Source organism: Paenibacillus sp. GCM10027626, from assembly GCF_042676285.1.
GTDB lineage: Bacteria > Bacillota > Bacilli > Paenibacillales > Paenibacillaceae > Paenibacillus_Z.
Genome location: NZ_JBHTHC010000001.1, coordinates 596,157 through 613,000, shown reverse-complemented (window position 1 = coordinate 613,000; position 16,844 = coordinate 596,157). Strand labels below are relative to the sequence as shown.

At 46.9% G+C, this 16,844-nt stretch carries 21 protein-coding genes and 1 riboswitch; of the genes, 9 read left to right on the top strand and 12 right to left on the bottom strand.

Annotated elements, in window-relative coordinates; translation table 11 throughout:
* Nucleotides 1-67: 67 nt before the first annotated feature.
* The 4 genes from ACFQ0N_RS02945 to ACFQ0N_RS02930 form a co-directional block, all read right to left on the bottom strand.
* The gene (locus tag ACFQ0N_RS02945; RefSeq protein ID WP_379322844.1) at nt 68-1,069 is read right to left on the bottom strand and encodes a sensor histidine kinase; all 1,002 of its coding nucleotides are present in this window, start codon (nt 1,067-1,069) and stop codon (nt 68-70) included.
* Nucleotides 1,070-1,753, bottom strand: coding sequence for a response regulator transcription factor (locus tag ACFQ0N_RS02940; RefSeq protein WP_379322843.1), 684 nt, complete (start codon nt 1,751-1,753; stop codon nt 1,070-1,072).
* 97 nt (nt 1,754-1,850) lie between these two features.
* Nucleotides 1,851-2,645: a permease prefix domain 1-containing protein gene (locus tag ACFQ0N_RS02935; protein WP_379322842.1), complete on the bottom strand. Its 795-nt coding sequence runs from the start codon at nt 2,643-2,645 to the stop codon at nt 1,851-1,853.
* On the bottom strand, nt 2,645-2,983 hold the full coding sequence (locus ACFQ0N_RS02930; protein ID WP_379322841.1) for a PadR family transcriptional regulator: 339 nt from the start codon (nt 2,981-2,983) through the stop codon (nt 2,645-2,647). Before ACFQ0N_RS02930 ends, ACFQ0N_RS02935 begins: the two co-directional genes overlap by 1 nt.
* 126 nt (nt 2,984-3,109) lie before the next feature.
* Between ACFQ0N_RS02930 and ACFQ0N_RS02925 the strand changes: the two genes are divergently transcribed.
* On the top strand, nt 3,110-3,856 hold the full coding sequence (locus ACFQ0N_RS02925; RefSeq protein WP_379322840.1) for a GNAT family N-acetyltransferase: 747 nt from the start codon (nt 3,110-3,112) through the stop codon (nt 3,854-3,856).
* A gap of 56 nt (nt 3,857-3,912) precedes the next feature.
* Nucleotides 3,913-4,197, top strand: coding sequence for a ribosomal protein L7/L12 (locus ACFQ0N_RS02920; protein ID WP_379322839.1), 285 nt, complete (start codon nt 3,913-3,915; stop codon nt 4,195-4,197).
* 43 nt (nt 4,198-4,240) lie between these two features.
* On the opposite strand, the gene ACFQ0N_RS02915 is transcribed toward ACFQ0N_RS02920, so the two are convergent.
* Nucleotides 4,241-6,157: a hypothetical protein gene (locus ACFQ0N_RS02915; protein ID WP_379322838.1), complete on the bottom strand. Its 1,917-nt coding sequence runs from the start codon at nt 6,155-6,157 to the stop codon at nt 4,241-4,243.
* A gap of 4 nt (nt 6,158-6,161) precedes the next feature.
* The gene (locus ACFQ0N_RS02910) at nt 6,162-6,662 is read right to left on the bottom strand and encodes an RNA polymerase sigma factor (RefSeq protein WP_379322837.1); all 501 of its coding nucleotides are present in this window, start codon (nt 6,660-6,662) and stop codon (nt 6,162-6,164) included.
* A 182-nt stretch (nt 6,663-6,844) separates the two neighbouring features.
* Between ACFQ0N_RS02910 and ACFQ0N_RS02905 the strand changes: the two genes are divergently transcribed.
* Entirely contained in the window at nt 6,845-7,066 is a 222-nt protein-coding gene (locus ACFQ0N_RS02905; RefSeq protein ID WP_379322836.1) for a hypothetical protein, read from the top strand.
* 17 nt (nt 7,067-7,083) lie between these two features.
* A complete protein-coding gene (locus ACFQ0N_RS02900; protein ID WP_379322835.1) occupies nt 7,084-7,392 on the top strand; it encodes a hypothetical protein in 309 nt (102 codons plus the stop codon).
* A gap of 63 nt (nt 7,393-7,455) precedes the next feature.
* Here the strand turns inward: ACFQ0N_RS02900 and ACFQ0N_RS02895 are convergent, their stop codons facing one another.
* Nucleotides 7,456-8,328, bottom strand: coding sequence for a helix-turn-helix domain-containing protein (locus tag ACFQ0N_RS02895; RefSeq protein WP_379322834.1), 873 nt, complete (start codon nt 8,326-8,328; stop codon nt 7,456-7,458).
* Between the two features lie 187 nt (nt 8,329-8,515).
* Here ACFQ0N_RS02895 and ACFQ0N_RS02890 point away from each other — a divergent pair, with 187 nt between their 5' ends.
* The 4 genes from ACFQ0N_RS02890 (at nt 8,516) to ACFQ0N_RS02875 (ending at nt 11,316) form a co-directional block, all read left to right on the top strand.
* Nucleotides 8,516-9,493 (top strand): Gfo/Idh/MocA family protein, encoded by a 978-nt coding sequence (locus ACFQ0N_RS02890; protein ID WP_379322833.1) that lies wholly within the window; start codon nt 8,516-8,518, stop codon nt 9,491-9,493.
* 32 nt (nt 9,494-9,525) lie between these two features.
* Nucleotides 9,526-10,512, top strand: coding sequence for a Gfo/Idh/MocA family protein (locus ACFQ0N_RS02885; RefSeq protein ID WP_379322832.1), 987 nt, complete (start codon nt 9,526-9,528; stop codon nt 10,510-10,512).
* A gap of 151 nt (nt 10,513-10,663) precedes the next feature.
* Nucleotides 10,664-10,966, top strand: a complete 303-nt coding sequence (locus ACFQ0N_RS02880; RefSeq protein WP_379322994.1) for a ferritin-like domain-containing protein — start codon at nt 10,664-10,666, stop codon at nt 10,964-10,966.
* Nucleotides 10,967-10,986: 20 nt separating this feature from the next.
* Nucleotides 10,987-11,316: a spore coat protein gene (locus ACFQ0N_RS02875; protein ID WP_379322831.1), complete on the top strand. Its 330-nt coding sequence runs from the start codon at nt 10,987-10,989 to the stop codon at nt 11,314-11,316.
* 68 nt (nt 11,317-11,384) lie between these two features.
* Here the strand turns inward: ACFQ0N_RS02875 and ACFQ0N_RS02870 are convergent, their stop codons facing one another.
* Nucleotides 11,385-12,332 (bottom strand): DMT family transporter, encoded by a 948-nt coding sequence (locus ACFQ0N_RS02870; RefSeq protein ID WP_379322830.1) that lies wholly within the window; start codon nt 12,330-12,332, stop codon nt 11,385-11,387.
* A gap of 223 nt (nt 12,333-12,555) precedes the next feature.
* A riboswitch (FMN riboswitch) is annotated at nt 12,556-12,706 on the bottom strand.
* Nucleotides 12,707-13,106: 400 nt separating this feature from the next.
* Nucleotides 13,107-14,456, bottom strand: a complete 1,350-nt coding sequence (locus tag ACFQ0N_RS02865) for a S16 family serine protease (protein WP_379322829.1) — start codon at nt 14,454-14,456, stop codon at nt 13,107-13,109.
* Nucleotides 14,457-14,615: 159 nt separating this feature from the next.
* Between ACFQ0N_RS02865 and ACFQ0N_RS02860 the strand changes: the two genes are divergently transcribed.
* Nucleotides 14,616-14,912, top strand: a complete 297-nt coding sequence (locus tag ACFQ0N_RS02860) for a hypothetical protein (protein ID WP_379322828.1) — start codon at nt 14,616-14,618, stop codon at nt 14,910-14,912.
* A 70-nt stretch (nt 14,913-14,982) separates the two neighbouring features.
* On the opposite strand, the gene ACFQ0N_RS02855 is transcribed toward ACFQ0N_RS02860, so the two are convergent.
* Genes ACFQ0N_RS02855 through ACFQ0N_RS02845 form a run of 3 tightly spaced genes read right to left on the bottom strand, consistent with a single transcriptional unit; the run spans nt 14,983 to nt 16,779 of the window.
* A complete protein-coding gene (locus ACFQ0N_RS02855; RefSeq protein WP_379322827.1) occupies nt 14,983-15,660 on the bottom strand; it encodes a DUF4166 domain-containing protein in 678 nt (225 codons plus the stop codon).
* Nucleotides 15,657-16,331 carry an SRPBCC family protein gene (locus tag ACFQ0N_RS02850; protein WP_379322826.1) on the bottom strand — a complete coding sequence of 225 codons (675 nt, stop codon included), beginning with the start codon at nt 16,329-16,331 and terminating at the stop codon, nt 15,657-15,659. The genes ACFQ0N_RS02855 and ACFQ0N_RS02850 overlap by 4 nt, the downstream gene beginning before the upstream one ends.
* Nucleotides 16,273-16,779, bottom strand: a complete 507-nt coding sequence (locus tag ACFQ0N_RS02845) for a thiol-disulfide oxidoreductase DCC family protein (RefSeq protein WP_379322825.1) — start codon at nt 16,777-16,779, stop codon at nt 16,273-16,275. Before ACFQ0N_RS02845 ends, ACFQ0N_RS02850 begins: the two co-directional genes overlap by 59 nt.
* Between the last annotated feature and the right edge of the window lie 65 nt (nt 16,780-16,844).

Genomic DNA, 16,844 nt, shown 5'->3' with positions numbered 1-16,844 from the left:
GATATTATTTTATCTGTCTAAAATGACTTTCTGGTGACGTTGAAGGTGACAATTTAGTCACTTATGGTTAAATCACTTGTTTGTAGAACTTAATCCGAAACTGTGTACCCTGCTCTCTATCGCTCGACACATCGATCACTCCGTTTTGGCTGGCAACAATGCTGTAAGCCATCGCAAGACCAATGCCGATACTCCCTTCGCTGGCATTCTTTCCTTTATAAAACCGTTTAAAAATATAAGGCAAATCTTCTTTTGGAATGCCTTTTCCGTTGTCGGCAATGACAATTTCCGTAAATAGTGCGTTTTCTGAAAAAGAAATAGCGATTGCTCCGCCTTCATGCGTGTGCTCTACACCGTTTTTCAAAATATTGATGACCGCTTCCGTAGTCCAATTGAAATCGCCGACAAAAGAGATGTTGTCATCGCCCTCGATGGAAACCGTTTGCTCCTTAATATCCATCGGGATCAACACCGGCTCTAATGCCTTTTTTACAAGCTTTTTCACAGATATTCGATCTTTTTTGAATTGGATTGTCTTTGCGTCGATTTTTGATAGCTTCAATAATGACGAAACAAGCCAATCGATTCGTTCAAGCTGGATACGAATGTTGCGAGTGAACTCCGTTCTTTTGGCTGAAGGCAGGTCAGGATTGCTTAACAAATCCGCCATCACCGTCATGGAGGTAAGCGGCGTTTTGAGCTGATGAGAGATATCGGAAATGGCATCCGTCAGTTTAGTTTTGTCTTGCTGCAGAAGCGATCGCTGCTCTGACAGCATGAGGGTCACTTTATAAATATCATTTTTTAAAATGCTAAGCTCGCCTTCTTGATTATCGCGTACGTCAAGGGAATAATTGCCGCTGCTAATTTCGCGCAAATAGACGGACAGCTTTTCGAGTTCGCGGTATCTCCATCTCGTGAACAACAAACTACTTCCAATGAGTAAAATAGACATGATGAAAACGAGCGTCGCAGCAACAGACGAAATAAAAGCAGCGGCAACGGTCACAGTCAAGCTGATCGAACCCATGATTAACAATAAAATTTGAATCTCTCGATTGCGCAGCATCTAATCACCGACCTTATATCCTAAACCGCGTACCGTTTTGATCATTGTCGGATGTTGCGGGTCATCCTCCAGCTTTTCCCTTAGCCTCTTGATATAAACCGTTAACGTATTATCGTTCACGAAGTCGCCAGCCACATCCCAAATCTGCTCTAAAAGCTGATTTCTTGTGAGAACCTGTCCAATATGATTGCCGAAGATCAGCAATAAGCGATACTCTAAAGCAGTCAATAGAATTTCAGCGTCGTTTTTATACACTTTTCCTTCCAGCGTATTAATGCGGACACTGTCAATGTCAATGATCGCTTTGGCCTGAGTCGGCTTATGGTATCTTCGCAGGACGGACTTAATCCGCGAGAGAAGCTCGCGTATACGAAAAGGCTTTGTAATATAATCATCGGCTCCCATGTCAAGCCCCATCACGACATTGACCTCATCGTCAATCACCGTTAAAAAGATGACCGGAATATCTTTGCGCTCTTTCGCCATTTTGCACAATTCATAACCGTTTCCATCCGGAAGCGATAAATCAAACAAGCATAAAGCAAATTGATCTATGTCTTCAGCGAGCACCTTTTTTGCAGATGCGACATCATGGCAAAGAACGGTAGAAAAGTGATCTTGCTGCAGCGAATATTCCAGACCGGATGCGATCGTTTTATCATCTTCCACTAACAAAATTTTCATCAGCAGATCATCCTAACTTTTTTATAAAATTCATTCCTCCATTTTATTATCGACATTATAGCAAATCAAGATTAAGGGGGAAATCCCCCCTTTTTCTCTATGCCGCCGCTTCAGGTGAGAGCCACCTTAATGAGGTTCGGTATACGAGATATGCAGGTGCGTTGAATAGCCCGAAGGCAACGACCCAGCCAGCATTTAATCTGCGCTGCCGGTAGGCTTGAATAATCCCCCAGACAGCAAATAGCACCCAATAGATGACTAGAGAAGCCAGCAATAAATTTACCCAAGCAGTTTGATTACTTTCATAGCTAACATCCACTCTCCAAGTTCCATTTTCAGCACTTATACCCTCTGTTGCGTTCATATACAATATCTTTTTGAATGGTTTGGGATGATTGTAGGTAAACCCTTCACTCCCAGCTTCATTGGCCGAAATGGGGGAAATATGCAGTCTTTTTATACGAGGGAACGATTGCGCGATTTTCGCAATATCCTCTTTGCTCGCTTCGCTTATTTCCTGACCTCCTGTTAGTATAGCTAGTACCTCTTGCCCAACCCTTTCCCGCTCGTAATGAACTCGATTTTCATCATAAGTAATATAACCAAAAATAAGCAGCGCCGCTACCCCAAACACAATGGCAACACGCAATAAATTGACTGCAAAAATGCTGGATGCTTGAAAATGCTCTACGACCTTTTTTCTCAACATATGCTCATTGCCAAAACGTTCTATAGCTAACGATACCGCTTCCCGCTCCGATAAGCCTTTGCCCTTCAGCTCCTGCACTGATTCCAGCAAATGCGAACGCATCTCCGCCTTCAAATCATTCGCTTCATCGCGATCCTGTACATTAACATAGACCGAATTGATAAAATCATCGATTCGTTTCATTATTCTTCTCCTCCATCTAAAAAGGAATCTATTATCTTTTTTACAAAATGCCATTCTGAGCGTTTGACCTTAAATTCAACTTCTCCTGTTGAAGTAAGCTTGTAATATTTTCTTCTTCCCCCTGCCCCCTGCTCATCTCCCCAATAGGATTCAATCCATTGATTTTGTTCGAGCCTTTTTAATGATAAATAGAGTGTGCCTTCTTTCAATTCAAACTGATTCTCACTTTTTTCGCGCACATATTTGGCGATCTCGTAGCCGTACATATCTTTGTTTTGCAGTAATGAAAGAATAAGCGTATCAATATGGCCCTTCAGCACTTCTTTGTTGATTTCCAAAACGTCCCACCTCCATACAATACTTATAAACGATAATACCTTATAATGCAAGGTATTTTTTCAATTGCATTTTTATACACTTTATCGTATAATGATGCAAAATTATCGTTCAAGGAGCTGTTCTGGATGCACAAATATATAGAAGAGCTTTCATTAAATCACTGGCCTGCACTATCGACATTAGTATATGATGGCTGGCTACTGCGCTTTGCGAACGGCTACACGAAAAGAGCGAACTCGGTCAGTGCGCTTTATGCAGGAAGCTTTAATGTTGAGGATAAAATCGTGGCTTGCGAGCGCCTCTATTCTGAGCAGCAGTTGCCGGCGACCTTCAAAATCACACCTTATATTCAGCCGAATGAGCTGGATGAGCTTCTGGCAGCTAAAGGCTACGCAAAGATTGATCCAACTAGCGTTCGCACAGTCAGTCTGGAGCGAATTGCAAGCCCGCGCGGGGCAAATGCGACCATCGTGGAAACGGTACAGCCGGAATGGGTTGAGCGTTTTTGCCGTCTCAATCGGATTGCTCCGCAATATAGACAGACAATGACGCAAATGCTCAGCAATTATCGCACTAAGACGGGATTCATCACCTTGTTTGATCAAGAGCGTCTCATCGCTGTCGGTCTTGGTGTCATTGAACGCGGCTATATTGGTATATATGACATCGTAACGGATGAGGCAATGCGCAATCGAGGCTTCGGCGAGCAGCTGCTGCTCCATTTATTGCACTGGGGAAAAGAAAACGGGGCGTCGTACAGCTACTTGGCCGTTCTACAAAACAATCCTGCCGCTCAGCGGCTTTATGACAAGCTTGGGTTTAAGGAATGCTACACGTATTGGTATAGAACGCAACTTTCGAAGCATTTTTAAGGGCATGCATAATTTGTTATACTTGAATTTCATATTACCAAAGGAGTGTTACAGCGATGGAAACGGCCTATTTGCTCATCATTGCCTTACTGCTCATCATCATTCTGCTGCTGCTCCGCTCCAAAAGCCGTGAGAACGGCGCTGACCCATATCGTCGTCGTCAGGATCTGCCCACGAACAGCGCACCGCTCGAGCTGGATTCGGAGCTGCAAGCAAGATTGCTGCAATTAATTGCCGAAGAAAAAAAGATTAAGGCCATTAAAGAGTTGCGTGAAGCAACTCATTTGAACTTAAAGGATGCAAAAGATTTTATCGACAATCTGGAGAAGCAGCACAAATGAAAAATAGAGCAAAGGCGCAGTCACGCACCTTGCTCTATTTTTTCTATTGATGATATTCCATAAATACATCCCGGTCTTCCCACTCGACAAAGAAGCTTAACGAATCCTCTTTCCATAGCCGGGTATTCAAATCTGCATAAGGCGCAGTCTGCAGGAGCTCAGAGAGATATACGACGGAGCTGGTTGGATTTTTCCCCGCTCCCTTCTCCTGCCAGGAGACGATGGCAATTTCTGAAGCTTTGCCCTCCTGTTCGATAGTAATGGCTGCTTTATTGCCCGCCGCATTAACGATCATCATAACTGACACGCCATCTCGCGCGAACTCTGCCAGCGGCTGGAACGTTTTTTCGTCCCAATTGTAGCGCAGCAGACGATGCCGTTTACTATTCTCGTTGCCTTCCTCATGCTGCTGAACGAGAAACCATATTTGCCGCTGTTTGTCGACTTCCCGATATACCATATGCTCGAATTTGTCGTTGACCCATCCTTTGTCTTGCGGTACATCGGCAAACTTAAAGATCGGCTCAGCAAGCTGATCATTCTCTGTTCGTACAATCTCGTCATCGCCCCAGGTCGTAATGGTAGTGCTATCAATCCCTTGCATATCATCGATCAAATAGCGCTCCTGCTGCATTCCTTTCTCGCCCTGCAAGTGCTTGGTCACTACAAAACGCATCGTACTCACGGAATAGAAAGGGAACTGATACGCATAGTCCACATTAGCTGTTATGATCCAGCGTCCTTGTTCGTCCTGCGATTGATCGACAATCGAATAACCGACCTGCCGCGGCGACGTTCCTTTCAAATATCCGGGGTCATAGCTGAAAAAGCTATGGGCATACCGCTCATCACGATAAATAAGCGCTTCAATCGACTTGCCTACCACATCTGCCGGCTCCAACGCTTCTGTCGACAGCGTATAGCGGACGAATTGACTGGAAACTGCATTCGTCTCTATAATTTGATAAATGCCGATTTGCTGCCCGTCCCTGCTCCATGTCATATTGCCGACATGAAAGTATGGCTGCTGCTTGCCTTCCTTCAACTCTCCATTTTCCCAGGCATCGATCGCTTCGTTATGAGTGACTTGCTGCTCGGACTGCCGGTCCAGATCGGCAATCCATACATCTTCCATTGCCATGTCGCCGTTCGTACGCACATACAATACATACTGCCCATCGGGCGATACGCGCGGCGCACGGCCCTCAGCCCAATTGGTTGTCTCCTTCGTCTCCAGATCGAGCTTAACGATTGTCCCATATTTCTCATACAACAACTGCTTGCCGTCTGATATATAGCTAGGCTCAATTCCTTTAGCCAAAAAGCGCTGCTCGCCCGTCCGCAAGTCGGCCTCCATCACCATGTTCGTTGCTGCATCATATTTTGTATAGGCGATTTTGCTTTCATCGGACGCCCACGACAACGAGCTGAGCGGAGTCCCTTTTGGCGCCGCGGCGACAAGGCGCGATTCGGAAGAAGCCACATCAAGCACAAAAATTTCATTTTCTATTATATAGGCCAATTGCTTGCCGCTTGGCGCCAGCGCCAGTTCGGTCGTATTGCCGTTTACCAGTCTGGTATAGGACAGCTCCTGCTGCCGGTAGATCCCTTGCTCCGGAATGGCATAATAGCTGACGCTGCCGTCGATTGCCGCCGATGCGCTTGGATCGTGGCCCAGCATTTTGCTGGTGTTGAATTGCAGCTGCAGCTGCAGCGCCGCTGCATTCACATGCGTCACGGTCGGGCCGGCGACAAAATTGACGAGCAGAATGATCGCTGCTGTGGCTGCGACAGCCGTTATGCTTCCCCATAGACGAAGTCTGTTCTTCTTCGTTTTTCTTGGCGGCTGTATTTCAGCGAGCAGCTGCCCTCTCAGCTTTTCCTTCAATGCCTGGTCAACTGGCAGTTCATTGTGTACCCGCTGCAAATCCTCCACCCACTTTAGATTGTTGTCTTCCATACCGTTACACGCCTTTCTCCATACAAGCTTCAATTTCGCCGGCCAGCTTTTTGCGAATGCGATGCACGCGAATGCGCAGCCAGTCCTCGGTTTTGTGCAAAATCTGGCTCATTTCCTGATAGGCAAAGCCCAGCATATACTTCAGCTGCACCATTTGCCGTTCCTCATGTTTCAGTTTGAGCAGCGCATCCTCCAAACAGTCGTTTCGTACCGATGCTGCTTCGAACATCTGGGGGATTTGTTCGAAACCTGCCTGCTCGGGATCGGTGCCATATGCCTGCTCCGGTCTTCGCCGGTAATGGTCGATAATCCGGTTGTTGGCTATCGCAAACAGCCATGCGCGCTCATGCTCCGGTATGGCCCCGTGCTTATGCGCATATTCCATCACCTTGCGAAAAATATCGCTTACCAAATCCTCTGCGTCCCAACGGTTACCGACCCGAAATAATACAAAGCGGTAAACGTCGTCAAAATAACGATCGTACAATTGTAGACATGCTTCCATTTTCCTTCCGCTTCCCTTCTCTCCTCTTTGCCTGTTCATTGTGTAAAACGGTTAATAACCTGTATTTGTATCACTGAGAAAAAAATTTTTTACCGAGCGCCATAAAACAGGAGGGTGTATAAATTGCCGCAGCAAGTTGAACACTATTTTAAACAAATATCCGAGTAAAGGAGACTTTCTCCATGAATGCTGTATGGATTGTAGTCCTAGCAATTGCAGCCATTGCTGTTATTATTGGTGTGTCTGTGCGCATAGGAAGCAGGCAAAATCGCGAAATGGATGACGACCCGTCTGCAACAGCAGTGAAACATCCGATTTTGGCTAATCGCGTATTCCTTGTGTACATTGTCGGCATTGTCCTTGTTTTCGCCGGTGCGATGATTTGGGGACTATTTCGCGTATAAGGGGGCTCTACTTATAAATGGATCGTCAAAAATATTATGTATCCGTGCAAGCTAAAACGATTATGGCCCAGCAAGGCGATGCTGCTTACGAATTCGAGATTATGGCGAATCAAGAAGAACTCAACCGGCTGAATGCATTATTCAGACGGATGATGGATTTTGATGGCGATGCTTACATTCTAACCCATCTTCCCGGCATCCCGTATCATAATGACGAACCCAACGACGGATTTGATTATTATCTTAGAGAGATCTACAACACTTTGTATGAGCTGGGCACAGAAGAAACCAAAGACCATATCGCCGAGATGAACATGCTTCATTAGGATGCGGAAAACCTCCATGCGGTTCCAAGGACATTCGGAACGATGGAGGTTTGTTTGCGTTTTTTAGTGTGCCGAGAGCTTCCTGGCATATTCTTTTGGAGTACATGAATTAAATCGCTTGAACAGCTCATAAAAATGCGCCATATTTTCGATCCCTACAGCAGCGGCTATATCTGCAATACTCTCTGAATTCGTCATTAGCAGCCGTTCGGCTTTGCGGATACGCTGACGATTGACGTACTCGGTGAAGGAAATTCCGATGCATTTTTTGAAAAACTTTGAAAAGTAAGCATAACTCATGCCTGCTATTTTGCTGGCAATTTCCATCTCGACCTTTTCAGCTAAATGATGGTCCACATATTCTAAAATCGGGCGCATGACTGCTGCATCTACATATTCAAAGGGCTGCAGCAATTCGCGGCTATCGTAACGCAGCAGCGTAAGCAGCAAATGTTTAATATGCATGCTGGCGGCGATTTCATAACCCTTCTTCTTCCGGATGACCTCTGTATGAATATGATCAATGATGCGGAACACTTCTGTTTTGGCCTCAGCATGCTCATTAAAGATATAATTCATATCCTCCAGCGGTCTGACCGCCTCCGAGAAATGGCGATAATACATCATCATGGCCGGATCAAAGTAAGGCTGCAAATCGACATGCAGCACGATATAGGAGAGATACTCATCGATAGCCTTATGGCTAAAATGAAGCTGCGATGAGCCGATCATCACAACATCGCCCTCATTCAATGTATAAATATTGTCCGGGGTATGCATGGTGAGTTGGCCTGTCTGGATGGCAATCAGCTCAACTTCTTTATGATAATGCCAAAGATAATGGGGCGAATTTTTCAGTTCTTTGTTCTCAAATTGCCAGACCTTCATACATAAATGCTCATTTTGGTAATGGATCGGTTCCTGATAGGATTTCAATTGGAATCACCTTTGTTCATTCAGCTTAAATTTGGATAATAAATAGACAAATCGCGTTATTACTATCTAAATACTAACACGCTATTATGACAGGGAGAGCTTTTATTTACTCTAGCTGCACTATTAGCGGTTGCTTTAGTTTTTTCCGCTATAAGCAGTATACCTTAAAACGAGGAGCGAATCACTGATGAAAGTAGCAGTTATCGGCTGTGGCGGAATGGGTCATGCCCATGCGCTCAGCTACGCGGAGATGCCGGGAGTTGAATTGGTCGGTGTATGCGATATGGTTCCGGAAATGGCGCAAGCATTGGCAGAGAGAGCCGGCACTCGGGCATTTACTTCCTTGGAAGAAATGAACGCTCAAGTTAATCCTGATTTGGTCAGTGTAACTGTGCCAAGTTTTTTGCATAAGGGTGTAGTAAAGCAGTTGGCAGAGGCCGGCAAGCATATCGTATGCGAAAAGCCGATCGCCCTGACAGTAGCCGACGCGGAAGAAATGCAGCAAATTTGTGAAGCCAACAACGTCCGTCTTTTTGTAGGCCATGTAGTGCGCTTCTTCCCGGAGTATGCGCAGGCTAAACAGCAAGTCAGCGAAGGATTGATCGGAAACGTTGGCGTTATTCATGCGAAACGTGCCGGCAGCCATCCTGGCGATACAAAAGCATGGTTTAAAGATATGGATAAAAGCGGCGGCGTTATCGTTGACCTGATGATCCACGATATCGATTATGCACGCTGGATTGCCGGTGAAGTCAAATCGGTATATGCCCTCGGCAAATGCGATGACAATATGGACTACGCCCTGGTGACATTGATTTTTGAAAATGGCGCCGTTGCCAATCTGGAGTCATACTGGGGATATCCGGGCTCCTTCCATAGCAAAGCTGAAATTGCCGGCTCGAAAGGCATTATTTCTCTGGATAGTCTGAAATCAAGCTCACTACAAATCCGCAAACAGCAAACTGAAGCAGAAGCGCGTCAATTCGTCGAAATTCCGCAAAGCCCGACACACTTGAGTCCTACTTACCGTGAGCTGGAGCATTTTGTTTCTTGTGTCCGCAACAACAGCGAACCGCTTATAACTGTTCAAGATGCATGCAAAGCGCTGGAAATTGCCAATGCGGCGGTTGAATCGATTCGTACAGGCAAAGCCGTAATGCTCTAACATATTAAATCATTGGCAGGAGGATCCTTTCCATGCAAACATTAAAAGTAGGCATGATCAGCTTCGCGCATGGCCATGCGTTTGGCTATCTGAATGGCCTAAATCAGATTTCTGAAGTTAAAGTTGTCGGCATTGCTGATGAAAATGCTGACCGCGTCAAAGAAGTTTGTGAGAAACAGCAAATTCCTTATTATGCGGATTATAATGACCTGCTGAAGCAGGATATCGATGCAGTTGTCATCTGCTCAGAAAATGCGAAGCATGCCGAGCTGACAATTGCAGCGGCAAAAGCGAAGAAACATGTTTTATGCGAAAAGCCGCTTGGCATCTCAGTAGAAGAAATGAAGGAAATGATTGCAGCCTGCGAGCAAAACGGCGTGCAATTGATGACTGCCTTCCCATGCCGCTACTTGCCTGCGGTAACCCAGGCCAAAGCTGCGATCGAAAACGGAGAAATTGGCGAAATTGTCGCTGTAAAAGGAACAAATCACGGTGGCAACCCTGGCGGTTGGTTTGTTGATCCAGCGCTTTCCGGCGGAGGAGCGATGCTTGACCATACCGTTCACGTGATGGATTTGCTCAACTGGATTCTGAAATCGGACGTCAAAGAAGTTTACGGCTATGCCGCTACACTGTTCAGCGAGCAATTGCCTGTTGACGATGCGGGTATGGTTCATGTCAAATTCGCAAACGGCGCCTTTGCTGTTATTGATACAAGCTGGTCGCGCAACAAAGCATTCCCGACTTGGGGCGACGTAACAATGGAAATTATCGGCACAAAAGGTACCATTTCCGTTGACGCTTTGGGACAAATAAATGAGCTGTACAGCGAGGAGAACGGGAAAGCGATATGGTCATACTGGGGCGATGATATGGATGCCTACATGATTCGCGACTTTGTTCATGCGCTTCTGAATGACAAACAAGTGCCGGTCACAGGCGAGGATGGTTTAAAATCGGCTCAAGTAGCGATTGCCGCTTACGCATCGCTTAAAACCGGTCAGCCAGTAGCGCTGTAGAATAATAATGATAAAAGGTCATCTTTCAGTTTAAATTTGCTGAAAGATGACCTTTTTGCTTGATGATAATGGCAAGCATATTCATTACTCTTTGGTTCATGATACTACAGAGGACAGTACGAACAAAAAGGAGTGTGTCTGCATGAACAATATGAGTACAACAATGACGAATCAGACTGTAGCAACTGCCCCAATCCCAATGCCCCCGCGCGCCATTTCGACCAAAGATTTTGAATATTTAAAGGACGCCCTTTCTTGGGAGCTGCTTGCCTTCAAAAAGTTTGCCTTTTATGCGCAGCAGGCAACTGATGCGAATATTAAAGCTGCTTTGAACAAAGCAGGTCAGATGCATCAGCGCCACTTTCAGAAGCTGCTGACCCATCTCCAGGTCAATAACAATGCGGCGATGGCAAGCTTGCCGAAAATGCCGCAAAATCAACCGGCTGTACATTAATCCAAAGGAGGAAAAGCAGAATGCAAAACAATCAAATTGCGAACCCGCAAAGTGGACAGTTGCCTAAAGTGAAGGGTCCGGAAATGAACGATCGCGACTTTGTCAACGATGGCCTGGCTACATGCAAATATATTACCGACGGTCTTAATATGGCCGTAAAGGAAGCAAGTCATGAGCAGCTTCATAACGATATGATGCAAATTTTAACCGAAACCCATCAATGCGCACGCGACCTGTACAATCTGATGTTTCAAAATGGCTGGTATAAGCTCGAGGCCGAAGAGCAGCAGAAACTGGATCAAACTTACCAGCAATTTAATGGCTATTCCTCTCAATTCCCTTATTCCTAGGCAAAATAAAAAGATGGGGCAGAAGTGAATCTGCTCCATCTTTTTTATTGTCCACGTTCTCTCCGTAATTATGCAGTAGACGGCAATTGCTGCCGGGATATGATAAACAAGGTCGACCAAATCATAATAAAGCCAATTAATTGTGCAGATGTAATAACTTCCTGAAACACAACCCAGTTGATCAAAACTCCGACCATTGGGAAGCTCAGCTCGGCAAGCGTAGCATAGGAGGCTTTGACGGCGCTCAAGCCTTTATAATACAGCAATAAGCTCAGCAAGCCTGGCAGCAGCGCCTGCAGAAGAAGATTTATAATGACCAGCGCCTGATCCTGCATGACGGCGGGAAAGGACCAGCCCTCCCCTTCCGATATCGTAACGATGAAAAGCAGCGGCAGTGCCAGAATAAACCGCAAAGAAGTAACCGTTTCATAAGACAGCTTGCCAAGCATAAAGCGTCCCATTACAGTCGAGCCGCCCCAAAGCAAGGCAGCGCCAATCGACAATAGACTGCCAATTTGGACAAAGTCGCCGACACCGGAGAATGGAATGGTCCAGCCGAAGGTCAGCAAATATGTGCCGCCGATTGCAATGACGAGCAGCAGCCCAAACATGCGCGGCAACTGCTCCTTCAACAAATAGCGGGCTAGAATAATGGCGATTAGCGGCTGTAGCTTTTGCAGCAATAAGACAGCATTCAAGTCACCGTTCGCTAAGCCTTGTGTAAAAAGTATTGTCGCAATGGCCGAGCCGCCCCACGACAGAAAGAGCAAGGCCCCGATATGAACGAGGCGAATCCCCTTCAGCTCCGCTCGTCTCCGCCATAATACAGGTGCGGCAATGAAAAACAAGATGACATGCTCCAGCATTACAATTTGTGTTGAAGTGAGTGACTTCAGCAGCAAAATGCGGAACAATGGATCGACACCCCATAGTGCCGCTCCGATTACTACGAGCCAAAAAGCCGGAATGAGACGCTTGCGCGCCGAAAATGCGGGTAATGCGTTTGTGTTATGCATGATGATTCTCCCCTCGCAGAACCATTGGGGGCACGAAGAAATAAAGCCCCGTCTCGCAAAATTTTTGCGAAACAGGGGCTCAGCACAAAGAAACGATCCATAGTATGAAAACAAACAGGATGTCTCTCATCGTGGCACTTAAAATGAGCCGATCAAACGGCTGCAAAGATGCACCACTCAAATAAACCTATCGAACGCTCCAAAAAGCGCCAATATGCTTATTGCTGATCTTCTACCATCCGGACTTTACCGTCGGCTTTGGATTTGCACCAAATCAGTCCCCTGTCAAATAACGGCAAGGGAGTCGCGGGCTTACTTTTCAACTTGAAAAGGTCACCGCCGGTTGGGATTTGCACCCTACCCCGAAGATCCTTATATAATTGTTTTTTGAAAATACGTAAAATACAACTGATTTTCTTGCTTTATTTAAGTTAGCATCATACCAGCAAAAAAGTCAAGGATTTTCATCCTTGTTAAGATCATCGCCAACAATCTACTAAGGTTACTGACACAGATTAAAGATCTCTGCAACAAACACACAATCACACATCAACAGTAGCGAATAACTTATCTTGTACCAAAACAAAGGAGGTGCATACAAAAATGTCTGAAGTCCGCGAAGAGTTTCGTCCCCGCCGCAACATGGCTCAAGTCCTTGTGCTTTTTATTTTGTTGGTAATTATCCTTTGTACCTGCTTCGGCGGTTTCCTCTAAATCACTGTACCTCCCGTAAAGGCCCGCTTAACCAGCGGGTCTTTGCTTATCTTCCAGCCTTTATTTCGGATGCTGCTTCAGCCAATCCAGCATGTCCTGCAAATGCTGAACAGGGACAATGTTTAATTTCTTTGCCCACTTCCGCGCTTCCTCTTCTTGACCGGACGGAACAAAAAATACATCCGCGCCGGAACGCTCAACCGCGTAGGCCTTCTGCGCAATTCCGCCTATCGGCCCCACGTCGCCCGCTGCATTAAGTGTCCCGGTCCCCGCAACCTCATTGCCATAAGTGACGCCCTCTGGCAGCAGCTGGTCAAGCAGCGTTAACGCTAAAATAGCGCCGTGCGAAGGTCCCCCTTGATAGACCAGATAGGGGCGGTACTGCACGAGTCTGGGCAAATCCGCCTGAACGCTGTTTTCAACCTCAATGCCAAAAGCGGAACGATTGGCATCGTCTGCCGCAGCTTGCGTTTCAATCTCCACCTCGATCTCATCCTTATTCCGGACCAGCGTCACTATTGTGTTGGAGCCAGGCTCTATGCCGCCCATCACATCATATAATTGTTCAACCGAAGCGGTCGTCTGACCGTTAACAGCTATTATCCGGTCTCCCGCCTGCAATTTGCCTTCAGCGTGACTACCGGAAACGATGCGCAGCACGTGAATGCCAGTAGGCATAACGCCGCGGCCGATACCGGCCTGCTGCAAAGCGATCGCGCTGCTGATTTGGTTCGCGTCTGCCCGCTGAATATGAGCGATCTGCTGGATTTGGCCAAGCGATACGGACGTGTCCCGCTTGTAGATTTCGAGCTGCGGCCAAAGGGCCGCATAAAGCCAATCGATCGGGAAGGCCGGCCGGTCAATGATAAGCACGCCTTCTATTGAGCCTTTAGCTTGCCCGCCTTCTACCTGAGCATAGCGGTTCATATTTAAAGTAAAGCCTGGTGAAGTGACGGCATATGGCGTAGGCCAAAATAACAGCGCTGATACTAGGACAAGCGCAGTGAAAAGTATGATACTTCTTCTGCCGGTACGGTGCATTCGCCGCTCAATGATGAACAGCGCTGCTATTGTCAGCGCCAAAGAAGAGAGCGCCCAGCCTGCAACCTGTTCCACCTGCTCCATATTGCGCAGCAGCGACGCTATTGTACCTGCGCTGCCGATGACAATAAGCAGCCGCAGCAATTTATGCAGTCTGCTTGCCTTCCGGTCCAGAAAATAGCCGCAGACAGCTGCTGCAGCCCATATAAGCGGTACGAGCGCAAGCAGCTTTGACAGCCATTCCAGCTGGTCAATCCAATAATAATGTCCCCAGCGCAGCGGATCGCCCAGCCACATTACCTCCGCAAACACAGCGAGAATCAATGCCAGGCCGTAACTTGCCATGTATAACCTTTTTTCGCTTTTCACCCCATACCTCCCTCTGATCGTTACTATTTTACCAAATTGTGACGATTCAGCAAACGACTATGTGCAGCCGCAAAACAACAAGAAATTGTGATTTTTTTCACAGCATTAATAGGTATATTCGACTATTATAAAAGTAACAAAAGAAAGGAATGAACAATCATGAAAGAGTGCTTATTTTACTTCAAGGCCAAAGGCCAGGACGTTCATGCATTAAGAGCGGTCATTATGCTGGAGGAGAACAAAGAGCCTACTGTTGTAGACTTCATCCATTGCTTTGACCAGCTCGGCTACAATACAGTGCCGGAGAACAAACAGCGGCTTACCTTCCGCCGCGTCGATACACCGACCCCTTACACACTCGAAGTGACAAAAATCAAAATTAAAGGCGAAACCGAGGATACGATGCACTTTGATGGCGAACTGCGAGAGCTGCTTAAGGAGCTGATCCAGGTTTGAGACCTTCAAATAACAGCAAATAGCCCGCAATTTTCTCCCATAAACATGAGGAAATTGCGGGCTTATTTTTTCATTCGCGCCATTCCTCGCGCAGCGGCCTCATCCGCAGCGGAATGCGATTTTCCCGGAGACAGACGAATTCTGCCTGAAAGCTGCCCTCGTAGCGAAAAACAGTGCCAATGACAGCATTGTCTACCTTGACAGATATGCGATACTGCTTCTCTTCTTCATCATACCATTCACATACATTAGCAACGCCTGTCAACAGCTTGGGAAAACGAAAATGCAGAAATCCTTCATAAAAGCGTTGTTCGCCTGAACGGATTTGTATGCCGCCATTACTGTGTGCCGAAATGTCCAAATCTACTGCTAAATGCTGTTTATTGCCCAAGTAGTCAACGATCCGCTTTCTTTGCTCGCTGAAGATCATGGTTGCATCGAAATGCCGAAGCTTCCGCGGAAATTTGAAGGTGCGGTTCCACGTTACAGTTTCGCGTCCATACTGGTCGCGATATGCAAAATTGTCGATCGAAAACGGAATATGCTTGCCCCCGTTCGGAAACATAATATGTCGCTTCGTCCCCAGCATCAGCGGCAAAGCGGCCAGCTTGGAAAACCAGATTAGCCGCATCTCCCCGTAACCGATGGATGCAACACGGTCTTCGCTGCTGAATCCGAAGCGCTCCTGTATCCGAGGATGCAGCTTATGAAAATCATTTCCGAGCGCTTGTTTGTAGATGGATGTCATGCCGCTTCGCTCCTTTGGCCCGGTTGTCGTTTGCAGCGGCTGGCTTGCGGCAGATTTTTAGAAGTGACAGCTGCCAAGAAACAAAATGCGATTATAGAGAGCGATGCTCCTTCAAACAGCCACAGTACACAAAGCAGCGCGACACTTGTATAGTGAATGATCGCCTGCCGAATCGAGCAAGCCGGAGGTATTTGCTTTTCCAGCCACAGCCTAAGCACATCAAAGCTCCATGCCGTAGCGTAGCCAAACATCGGCCGAAACAGAAAGGCATCAAACCATCTTCCTAGCCGGCCAAAGCGCGTTTGGTACTGATAGCGGGTCAAAAAGGTGATGCCTGCTTCATGCGGGATATATTTCCAGTAGCCATGCCCTGAGTTTATGAGCGATAGCCGCTGCTGCGAACCAAAGGCCAGTGTGGACACCTTTGCACCGGATTGCTCATTATAGCTGGCCCGGGTGACGCCTGTCCCGGCAATTTGCAGCCCAAAGCCGATACGAGTCCGATAGGTGAATCTTTGCAAACCATCTTCCTCTTGGGGCAAATAACGAATTTCTGAAAACCGCATATCCCATTGCTCGTGAAGCTCGGGCTGCTGAGTATGCTGCCACAATTTATCCATCGGCGCCTGAATTTCGATTTCCACGTAGATCGGCCTCTGTCTGATCCTCATTATCGTGCACCTCCGCCCAATCAATAAAGCGCTGGCGGATTTCAACCGAGGGAAGCAAGCATTGCGTGCTATAGCCGAACCAGCGATATCGCCGTTTGGCGATAAAGCTGTATACCGCGTTTCTAATAAACGCCGGAATCCACCTAAGGCCATATATTAACGGCCAAAAACCGTCCAAATCTCGCATGACGCGCAGAGCGGCGCTCGATTTCGTATAATAATTCCCGTCCTCAACCATTACGAAGGTATCGAGATCGTGCGCGTTCAATCCCCCCTGGCGCAATAAGTGCTGGCCGGTAGCAGACTGTAAGGAAGCAAACTGAAATCGCTGCCTCTTGTCATGCGCAATGACAAACTTGGTAATTCCGTGACATAGATAGCAGCGCCCGTCAATGAGTAAAATGATTGGCTCCGCTTGCCCGGCTGCTCGCCGCTTCTGCCTGCCCACGATTAAATATCCTCCTTGCTTGGTTTCATTGTAGCGCGGCGGGGACGAACGGATCAGACCCCAAT

What these genes read in the sequence shown, in the direction of transcription:
- ACFQ0N_RS02870 (WP_379322830.1), bottom strand. Translation starts at nt 12,332, where the DNA reads ATGCATAACACAAACGCATTACCCGCATTTTCGGCGCGCAAGCGTCTC.
- ACFQ0N_RS02875 (WP_379322831.1), top strand. Translation starts at nt 10,987, where the DNA reads ATGCAAAACAATCAAATTGCGAACCCGCAAAGTGGACAGTTGCCTAAA.
- ACFQ0N_RS02860 (WP_379322828.1), top strand. Translation starts at nt 14,616, where the DNA reads ATGAAAGAGTGCTTATTTTACTTCAAGGCCAAAGGCCAGGACGTTCAT.
- ACFQ0N_RS02900 (WP_379322835.1), top strand. Translation starts at nt 7,084, where the DNA reads ATGGATCGTCAAAAATATTATGTATCCGTGCAAGCTAAAACGATTATG.
- ACFQ0N_RS02855 (WP_379322827.1), bottom strand. Translation starts at nt 15,660, where the DNA reads ATGACATCCATCTACAAACAAGCGCTCGGAAATGATTTTCATAAGCTG.
- ACFQ0N_RS02910 (WP_379322837.1), bottom strand. Translation starts at nt 6,662, where the DNA reads ATGGAAGCATGTCTACAATTGTACGATCGTTATTTTGACGACGTTTAC.
- ACFQ0N_RS02920 (WP_379322839.1), top strand. Translation starts at nt 3,913, where the DNA reads ATGGAAACGGCCTATTTGCTCATCATTGCCTTACTGCTCATCATCATT.
- ACFQ0N_RS02940 (WP_379322843.1), bottom strand. Translation starts at nt 1,753, where the DNA reads ATGAAAATTTTGTTAGTGGAAGATGATAAAACGATCGCATCCGGTCTG.
- ACFQ0N_RS02905 (WP_379322836.1), top strand. Translation starts at nt 6,845, where the DNA reads ATGAATGCTGTATGGATTGTAGTCCTAGCAATTGCAGCCATTGCTGTT.
- ACFQ0N_RS02925 (WP_379322840.1), top strand. Translation starts at nt 3,110, where the DNA reads ATGCACAAATATATAGAAGAGCTTTCATTAAATCACTGGCCTGCACTA.
- ACFQ0N_RS02850 (WP_379322826.1), bottom strand. Translation starts at nt 16,331, where the DNA reads ATGAGGATCAGACAGAGGCCGATCTACGTGGAAATCGAAATTCAGGCG.
- ACFQ0N_RS02885 (WP_379322832.1), top strand. Translation starts at nt 9,526, where the DNA reads ATGCAAACATTAAAAGTAGGCATGATCAGCTTCGCGCATGGCCATGCG.
- ACFQ0N_RS02935 (WP_379322842.1), bottom strand. Translation starts at nt 2,645, where the DNA reads ATGAAACGAATCGATGATTTTATCAATTCGGTCTATGTTAATGTACAG.
- ACFQ0N_RS02890 (WP_379322833.1), top strand. Translation starts at nt 8,516, where the DNA reads ATGAAAGTAGCAGTTATCGGCTGTGGCGGAATGGGTCATGCCCATGCG.
- ACFQ0N_RS02880 (WP_379322994.1), top strand. Translation starts at nt 10,664, where the DNA reads ATGAGTACAACAATGACGAATCAGACTGTAGCAACTGCCCCAATCCCA.
- ACFQ0N_RS02915 (WP_379322838.1), bottom strand. Translation starts at nt 6,157, where the DNA reads ATGGAAGACAACAATCTAAAGTGGGTGGAGGATTTGCAGCGGGTACAC.
- ACFQ0N_RS02945 (WP_379322844.1), bottom strand. Translation starts at nt 1,069, where the DNA reads ATGCTGCGCAATCGAGAGATTCAAATTTTATTGTTAATCATGGGTTCG.